Source organism: Senegalia massiliensis (assembly GCF_900626135.1).
GTDB classification, from domain to species: domain Bacteria; phylum Bacillota; class Clostridia; order Tissierellales; family SIT17; genus Anaeromonas; species Anaeromonas massiliensis.
On the sequence record NZ_LR130785.1, the window covers coordinates 1,943,323 to 1,951,568 of the forward strand.

Here is an 8,246-nt window from a genome sequence, read left to right on the forward strand (position 1 = left end):
ATGATCCTATTTAAATCTATCTTGAACTAAATATTGAACCTCTTCGTCTTCTACTTAAAAAATCTTCTATATCTTTTATCCTATCTTCTAACTCAGATATTCTTTTGTTTAGTTTTTCATATTCATTATTTTCTTTTATTGTAGATTGTAATATCTTTGTTATTAATTTTTTATTTTCTTCTATTTCAATTTTAAGATCCTCTAAATCATCATAATCATAACTATATTTTTTTTTAGGCTTTATATAATCTTTATTATTAGTTTCTATAGTATCACCACCTTTTGAATTTTTTTTAAAAGGTACTTTTTCAGCATTTTCAAGTTCTCCAAAACCTATAAAAGAAATTTCTGGAGGAATAGTGCCAAATGAATAGTTTAATTTATAAATATTATTTTTTGAATTAGAGCTATATCCATATCTTAATAAATCTTTTCCTTTAGAATCATTCCATAAATATGGACCTTCAAATTTTTTGCTACCTCTTCGTTTAACAGAACTCATTATTGATTTAAGTTCATACCAACAAACCCATATGTTTTCCTCTTCTAAAATAATTGTTGGGTACATACAGTTTGATAAATTAGATAAAACAGCCCTTGATTCCACTTTAGACTTTTCGTGGTCTAAACTTATATAATCACATATAATTTTAAAATTTTCATCTTGCTTTGCTGAATAACTCATTAGTAACTTTGAGTTATCTATACCTAAAGTATCTAAATAATATTTCTCATATTTTTCTTCATTTATTACTATTTCATCTCCTAATTGGTTTTTCTCTAGATTAAAATATCTTAGTTCTATATTATGATAATAATTCTTAAAGTTCATATATGATATAATTACTCCTTGATTGTAAAGTGTTATATTATATGGGTTTAAAATGCCATTTGTTTCTATAGTAAATAATTTATTTTTAACAACATTGTCATTGTACACAACCAAATGCATCAATTCATAATAATTTTTTTGAACACTTTTTTGAAAATAGAATATATGAATATTATCATATAATTTTATCATTTGTGGCTCATAAATTTTATTTGAATTTTCAACTACAATTTTATGATTCCAATTCCCACTTAAATAAGTTGAAAAATAAATATTATTATTTTTGTTTTCTTGATAAAAAACATTTATATTATTCTTACGATCTATAAAAGAATAAAAATGTTCATTACAATTTTTAACTAAAACTTCTTTTTTATTTTTTGATAATATTTTGTCATATGTTATAAAGTTAATATCTTCATCTTTATGCAATAAATTATATATATTACCAAAAGAATCAGTTAATAAATATGATGAATTTTTAAGTAAAGACATAAGTACCTCCTTTCTATTAACTATAAAACTTATTTATATAATTCTATTTAAGTCATTATAAAAATATTACTTTTATAATAATTGTAACAGTTTATTAGTTTTAGAATATATTGAAAGTAGGAAGTATAATTCCAATATGTTTTAGGGAGGAAAAATAATGAAACGAAAAAATAATAATGATCTTCTAGATTTAACACAACCAGAACAATGCTGTGAAGCTACAACAGGTTGTAAATTTGACGGTTCTTTAAAAAATGTAGTATCAGAACCAATATATGTTCAAAAGGTATATGATGCTGCTCTATTTAATTTACAAGGGTTACGCACAGTAGCAAGACAGAGATTTAGACCAAATTTACCAGCAGGATCTAGAATTCTGAGAGTTCTTGACATTAGATGTAGAAAATTCTTCAATCCAGAAGATATAAAATGTCCTGAGAATTTAAAACTTACACCTACTACAGAGATATCAGGTGCAAGTTTTGTAAAAGATGGCGAATGTGATGTTTTAGTAACAGGCCCAGATGGTAAGAAAAGTCAAAAATTAATATATGCAGATACTTCAGATTGTGATAAAGAAAACAAAGGTACTCCAATATTTGGTACTCAAAATATTGATATAACTGGTAATGTAATCGTAGAAATTGATATAATATATGCAGATGATTGTGGAGATAGAAACAAAACTACTTTAACAGCTAATGTATCATTAGACCCACTTACTTTAACAAATTTCTTTGAATTATGTTTACCTTCAGTATTTGATGGAGCTTTCTTGCCAAGATTTACTGAATTCTGTAACTTGTCTTGTGAAACAAGACTTGCTACTCAGAGCATAACTAGGGACTTAAATGTGAATCCTAATGGTGCAGTTAGAGGAAACTTACTAATTTCATTATGTGTCACTTGTGAAAAGAAAATAATCGTTCCAGTACAATTATGTGTATTATCAACTGGTTTCCCTCAATTAGCAGCAGAGATTGCACCGATATGTGAAACTTTCCCATCATTATTCCCTAATCAAATAGATGAAACTAATAAAAAAGATCATCATCATTGTGCAGTAAGTGAAGATATAGAAGATTAATTAAAATAATTAAAGCTAGAACTGATTATCAGTTCTAGCTTTAATTATTTTATACTCTATGCTAATTTTTCATTTTGACTATTCATATTTGAGTATTTACCACATTTATCTTGCCATCTAGCTAATATTTTATCATTTGAAACAATCTCTACTACTTCACACATATTAGGACAATCCTTACATTCAAATCCTCTTACACTATATTTTAATTTTACTTTATCAATCCCTCTAAACTTTGTTCCATTTGTTTTTTTAACTTTATCCTTTGCAAGTATAGCTGCACCAATAGCTCCCATACAATCATGATGTTCTGGAACAAATATCTCCTTATTTAAATGCTTTTTAAAAGCTTTGATAATACCTTTATTAGCAGCTACACCTCCTTGGAATACTATCGGTCCTTCTATCTTTTTTCCTTTTGCTAAATTGTTTATATAGTTTCTTACTAATGCTTCACATAATCCATTTAAAATATCTTCATAATTATGTCCTAATTGCTGTTTATGAATCATATCTGACTCTGCAAATACTGCACATCTTCCTGCAATTCTAACAGGATTATTAGATTTTATAGCTATATCACCAAAATCTTTTATGTCAATATTTAGTCGTTGAGCCTGTCTATCTAAAAATGATCCAGTTCCTGCAGCACATATTGTATTCATAGCAAAATCTGTAACAATACCATTATCAATTAGTATAATCTTAGAATCCTGTCCTCCAATTTCTAAAATAGTTTTAACATCAGGTATAAAGTTTATAGCTGCTATAGCATGAGAAGTTATTTCATTTTTTACTATATCAGCACCTAAAATTATATTTGCTAAATTCCTTCCACTTCCTGTAGTACCTACACCTTTAATATCATTATCACTATAGTTTTCTCCTATTTTCTTCATTAACTCTGTAATTACCTTTATAGGGTTTCCTTTAGTTCTAACGTAGTTTTTTTCTATTATATTATTATTATCATCTAACAAAACTACATTTGTACTTACAGAGCCTACATCAACTCCCAAGAATAATTTGTTCATTTTCTTGCTCCTTTCTCTTTTTTACTAAATCAATAAATGCTTCTATTCTTGTTTGATATCCTGCTTCTCCAGTAAGTTCATCAACTATTAAAGTCATTATTGGGATATCATAATCTTTTTTAATAGTTGGCATTATACTCTCTGCTACTATTTCTGGCATACAATTAAAGGGAAGAATTTGAATTAACCCATCATAATTCTCTTCTGCGTATATAATTGCACTACCTACTGTTTCCCTTCCATGGCCCCCTACTAAAGTAGGTAAATAAGGTTTTGCTTTATTCCATTTTATTTTTTCACTACTTATACCTAAGTTTCCAAGTCCTAGATGATGTGATACCCATTTACTTGGAGTTAAAGATTTGTCTACTATTATCCCCATATGACCTAATTTTTTTTCAATTTCTAAGTTTGCATAAGGTTCAATTATAGTATATATTTCACCAATAATACCTATTCTAATTTGATTACTTTCTTTATATTCTTTTAAATTATTTAATCTATCAAAACTTGTATCTATAAGTTTTCTTATACCGTATGTACCTTTAACATCCTCAATAGTAGAATAAAAATAATCCATTATATTATCAACTTTATACTTCTCATGAACTACAGCTCTTTTATAATTTGAATAATTTAACAAATTATCAGATAAATACAATGTTTTCTTAGCATTTATAATTGCTTTTACAATTTTAAAAATATTATTTGTACCAGCTACTTTTATTATTTCATCTACTAAATTTTTAAATTGTCCTTCTGGAGGGTCCAGACTAATAAAATTAATGTTATATCCTAAGTCTCTTAATATCTTTCTCTCCATATCAGCATAAAATCCAAATCTGCAAGGTCCACAACTTCCAGTTATTATTATAGTATCTGCTCCTTTTTCTATACTTTCTATATAATTTCCTATATTTATTTTTAATGGCATACATATAGATTCTGGAGAATGTTTAATCCCTAATTCTAATGTTTTTTTTGTTATTGGAGGTGGTAATATTACGTCTCTATCTAAATCCTCCAATAATCCTTTAGCAGCAATATATACATTACCCATATGTGGAAAAGTAATCTTCATCATTTGCCCTCCATTTAATCATATCTATAAAAGCTTCTATTCTAGTATTTACTCCTACTTCACCTGAATGTTCATCTAAAGTAATTAAATTAAATGGTATATTTTTTATTTTTGATTCTCTTTCTACCATATCAATTAATATTGAATCTAGACCACATCCAAAAGAAGAAACAAAGATAATTCCATCAATATTTCTTTCATTAATCATATACATTGATGCTCCAACAATTTTCTTTCCTGATGTCCAAAACATTCTCTTTGGTATTTTTGAAATATAAAATTCAATTTCTTTTTCTTGTACCATATTAGGAGTAATTATATTTACATCCATATTATTTAATTTAGTAAATATATCCATATTAATATAATCATCATATAAATTATAATGATGACCAATTAATAAAATATTTAAGTTTTTATTTTTATATTCTAATTTTTTATTACTATTTTTTTCAATAATACTATTTGGATTTAATCCATTATTTAATAATATTTTATAATCATTATGTTTTTCTTGAGATCTTATATATGCATTTCGTATTTTCATATAATTATTTGTTACTTTAGATCCCGCTCTATAGACTTCTTTTAAAAGGTACATCTTTCTTTTTCTAAGATTAATTTCTACATCTATTATTTCTGGTAAATCTGGAATTGTATTTTTCACCATGGCAGGTAATCCTAATATTTTAGGACATTCGTATTCACTTTTTTGAACACTTATTATCCTAGGTATAAATAAATAATCTACATCATCTTTTATACTATATACATGACCATGAAATATCTTTACTGGCAAACAAGCATCATCTATTGAGTTTAATGCTCCCATATTTAAAATGTCTTTATTTGTCTTTTTTGATACTATAACTTCTGCTCCAAGTTGAGTAAAAAATTCATTCCACAAGGGAAAAAAATCAAAATAATTCATTCCACGTGGTATTCCTATTTTTATCATATTTAACCTCCAATCCACTCATTATTATGGACAAATTTCGAATTATTATTCTAATTAAAGCATAAAAAAAGTTCTCATTAATGAGAACTTTTTTTATGCTTTAATATATTATAAACTTCATTCATAATATATTGAATCTCTTTTCTATCATTATTAAATTCTATACTACTTTTTAAATAATCAAAAAAATCATCAGGAGTATTAAATGGAACTTCTAATAATGTAAGTATTTTTTTCATTCTAATCTTTCTGTTTGGATTATCCATATTTTTTATATTTCTTTCAATAAACTCTATAAAATTATCAATTAATTTATCTAAATAATTTTGTTCTATTAATTCATCATTTTTAATCAATAATTCTTCACTTTCAATATAGTAATCATTTAAATAAGATAATATCTTTTCAGTTTTAGAATATATATTTTTTAAATTTTTATCTATTTCTATATTATTATTTATTATGTTTTTTGTATCTTCTTGATATGCTTTAGTTGCTTTCATTAAATCACGTTCAATCTCATTTGATTTATTTAACAACATTTTATAGTCATATTTTGTTAGATCTTGTAAAAATATTTCTACTTTCTTTTTATCTTCTTTATCCATTTCATCAATTATTATATTAACAATAATAAATTTATTTATTATTAAACCTAATTCTCTAAGAAACTCTAATAAATCTTCAATTTCTCTTATTATATTTTTAGAATCTATAAAATTTTTGTCCAATTCTTCTTCAGTAATGTTTTTATAATCAACTTCTTTATAATTTTGAGTAATTCTAAAATATTTATCGAATGCATTAACATATTCCCATTCAAGTGTTCCATTAAAAATACTTTTATATCTTTTAAATAAAATTTCACACTTTTCTTTATTTAAATTCTTAAAACTTTTCTTAAATGAATTTGACAATATTGAATAATATTTTTGTTTAGTTATTTTCATTGGTATAACCCAAATAACTTCAGCTATTTTTTGATTTATAGTCATCTTATCTATCATTAAATAATCATATATTTTTTTGTAAAAATCTTCAAAAGCTATAGGTATGTTTTTATCAAACTGCTTTCTTGATAATAAATCATAATATATATTATTATAATAAGATATTTCTGTAAGATATCTTGATAAATCCATTAATGTTTTATGAATGTTATTTCTTATATTAATATAATAACTTATATTTTTTTCACTTATATTTGAAAAGTCATCTTTTATATTAATTATATTGTTAAATATTTCAGTTTTTAAATCAAGAATTTTTGTATTTTGGTTTTCTAAATTAGATATAATATCTCTTATTTTTTCTTCATTTTTTATAATGCTTTTTTCTCTAAAAAATATTTCCAAAATAGATAATTTCATGATAACATTATTTTGATTTTTTGATGAAACTTTAATATTATTTATCAGTTCATTTTTGTCCATTTTATCCACCTCTATATTTATATTATCATTTATTATTTAAAATTTCATTATTTATATTATATTTATTAATTAAATAATTTTACTATATAGATTAAATGATTTATAATGTAAGTTGATAGAATTTGGAGGTATTATAATGGAAATAATCACATATGAATCAAAAGAAATTATAGCTTTACCTGAAGAAATCAAAAATAAAATTAAAAATAATAGTTATTGTTTTTTTGATATAGAAACTACAGGTTTTAATAGATATAAAAATAAAGTTATGTTAATAGGAATACTCTATCCAACTTATAAAGGAAGTAAAATAATTCAATTCTTTTCAGAAAACCCATATGAGGAAAAAGAAATGCTAATAAAATTTATTGCTTTTATTTCAAAATTCAAATATTTAATTTCGTTTAACGGAGATACATTTGATATTCCTTTTTTAAATAGTAGAATCAAAACTAATTCAATAGATTATAATATAAATAAAAATAATAATATTGATTTGTTGAAAATTGCAAGAAAAAATAAAAATATATTAGAATTAGAAAACTGTAAATTAAAAACTATTGAAAATAAATTAGGGATAGAAAGAAACGATATGATTTCTGGAAAAGATAGTATAGATTTATATTATGATTATATGAAAAATAAAGATGAAAAAATAAAAAATATTATTTTAGGCCATAATCATGATGATATTTACTATTTACCAAAAATACTAGAAATATATGATTTAATAAAAATAAAATCTAATGTTAGTTTTATTTTTACTTTTGGAAATAATAAAGTTAAATTTAATACAGATATAAGAAATATTGATTTAAATGAAGAAATACTAAGCATATATGGTAACTCTAACTATTTAAATTTAAATGATCAAATATATTATAGAGACAACTATAATTTTAGATGGAAAGCTAAGAATGGTTTGTTTTCTTTAAACATATCTCTAAAGAAAGGAAAATTATCTACAGGTAAGTATTGTTATTATTTAGATCAAAATAAATGTGATTTATCACTAAATTTAAAAGATCAGACAAAATATAACTTACCTTCTAATTTAATAATTATAAAAGATGATAAAAAATTTATTTATGAAAATCTAACGATACTATTTCAATCAATTATGAATGAAATACTAAATAAACTCACTAGATAATTGTATATTAAAAAAGCTTCTAAACTTTAAGTTTAGAAGCTTTTTTAGTGGTGCCCAGAGGCGGAATCGAACCACCGACACGAGGATTTTCAGTCCTCTGCTCTACCGACTGAGCTATCTGGGCAAGTGGTGGGCCTTCAGGGATTCGAACCCCGGACCTACCGGTTATGAGC

Annotated in this window: 7 protein-coding genes and 1 tRNA gene; 2 read left to right on the top strand and 6 right to left on the bottom strand. The window is 24.0% G+C overall.

Annotated features, from left to right (window positions below; translation table 11 throughout):
• Positions 1-16: 16 nt before the first annotated feature.
• Complete coding sequence (locus E0D94_RS09835; protein ID WP_130807292.1) at positions 17-1,327, bottom strand: hypothetical protein; 1,311 nt, start codon at positions 1,325-1,327, stop codon at positions 17-19.
• A gap of 157 nt (positions 1,328-1,484) precedes the next feature.
• Between E0D94_RS09835 and E0D94_RS09840 the strand changes: the two genes are divergently transcribed.
• Positions 1,485-2,414 carry a hypothetical protein gene (locus E0D94_RS09840; protein ID WP_130807293.1) on the top strand — a complete coding sequence of 310 codons (930 nt, stop codon included), beginning with the start codon at positions 1,485-1,487 and terminating at the stop codon, positions 2,412-2,414.
• A 56-nt stretch (positions 2,415-2,470) separates the two neighbouring features.
• Here E0D94_RS09840 and E0D94_RS09845 read toward each other — a convergent pair whose 3' ends face one another.
• From E0D94_RS09845 to E0D94_RS09860, 4 genes are all read right to left on the bottom strand, one after another.
• Positions 2,471-3,448 (bottom strand): acyl-CoA dehydratase activase, encoded by a 978-nt coding sequence (locus E0D94_RS09845; protein WP_130807294.1) that lies wholly within the window; start codon positions 3,446-3,448, stop codon positions 2,471-2,473.
• Entirely contained in the window at positions 3,423-4,529 is a 1,107-nt protein-coding gene (locus E0D94_RS09850) for a CoA protein activase (RefSeq protein ID WP_130807295.1), read from the bottom strand. The genes E0D94_RS09845 and E0D94_RS09850 overlap by 26 nt, the downstream gene beginning before the upstream one ends.
• Positions 4,501-5,487: an acyl-CoA dehydratase activase-related protein gene (locus tag E0D94_RS09855; protein ID WP_130807296.1), complete on the bottom strand. Its 987-nt coding sequence runs from the start codon at positions 5,485-5,487 to the stop codon at positions 4,501-4,503. The genes E0D94_RS09850 and E0D94_RS09855 overlap by 29 nt, the downstream gene beginning before the upstream one ends.
• A 77-nt stretch (positions 5,488-5,564) precedes the next feature.
• On the bottom strand, positions 5,565-6,920 hold the full coding sequence (locus tag E0D94_RS09860) for a hypothetical protein (RefSeq protein WP_130807297.1): 1,356 nt from the start codon (positions 6,918-6,920) through the stop codon (positions 5,565-5,567).
• A 136-nt stretch (positions 6,921-7,056) separates the two neighbouring features.
• Here E0D94_RS09860 and E0D94_RS09865 point away from each other — a divergent pair, with 136 nt between their 5' ends.
• Entirely contained in the window at positions 7,057-8,073 is a 1,017-nt protein-coding gene (locus tag E0D94_RS09865) for a ribonuclease H-like domain-containing protein (RefSeq protein WP_130807298.1), read from the top strand.
• 48 nt (positions 8,074-8,121) lie between these two features.
• Here the strand turns inward: E0D94_RS09865 and E0D94_RS09870 are convergent.
• A tRNA-Phe gene (locus E0D94_RS09870) sits at positions 8,122-8,197 on the bottom strand.
• Positions 8,198-8,246: the final 49 nt, after the last annotated feature.

Bases quoted from the DNA above. Each gene is read 5' to 3' on its own strand.
- E0D94_RS09860 (WP_130807297.1), bottom strand. From the start codon at position 6,920: ATGGACAAAAATGAACTGATAAATAATATTAAAGTTTCATCAAAAAAT.
- E0D94_RS09835 (WP_130807292.1), bottom strand. From the start codon at position 1,327: ATGTCTTTACTTAAAAATTCATCATATTTATTAACTGATTCTTTTGGT.
- E0D94_RS09850 (WP_130807295.1), bottom strand. From the start codon at position 4,529: ATGAAGATTACTTTTCCACATATGGGTAATGTATATATTGCTGCTAAA.
- E0D94_RS09845 (WP_130807294.1), bottom strand. From the start codon at position 3,448: ATGAACAAATTATTCTTGGGAGTTGATGTAGGCTCTGTAAGTACAAAT.
- E0D94_RS09865 (WP_130807298.1), top strand. From the start codon at position 7,057: ATGGAAATAATCACATATGAATCAAAAGAAATTATAGCTTTACCTGAA.
- E0D94_RS09840 (WP_130807293.1), top strand. From the start codon at position 1,485: ATGAAACGAAAAAATAATAATGATCTTCTAGATTTAACACAACCAGAA.
- E0D94_RS09855 (WP_130807296.1), bottom strand. From the start codon at position 5,487: ATGATAAAAATAGGAATACCACGTGGAATGAATTATTTTGATTTTTTT.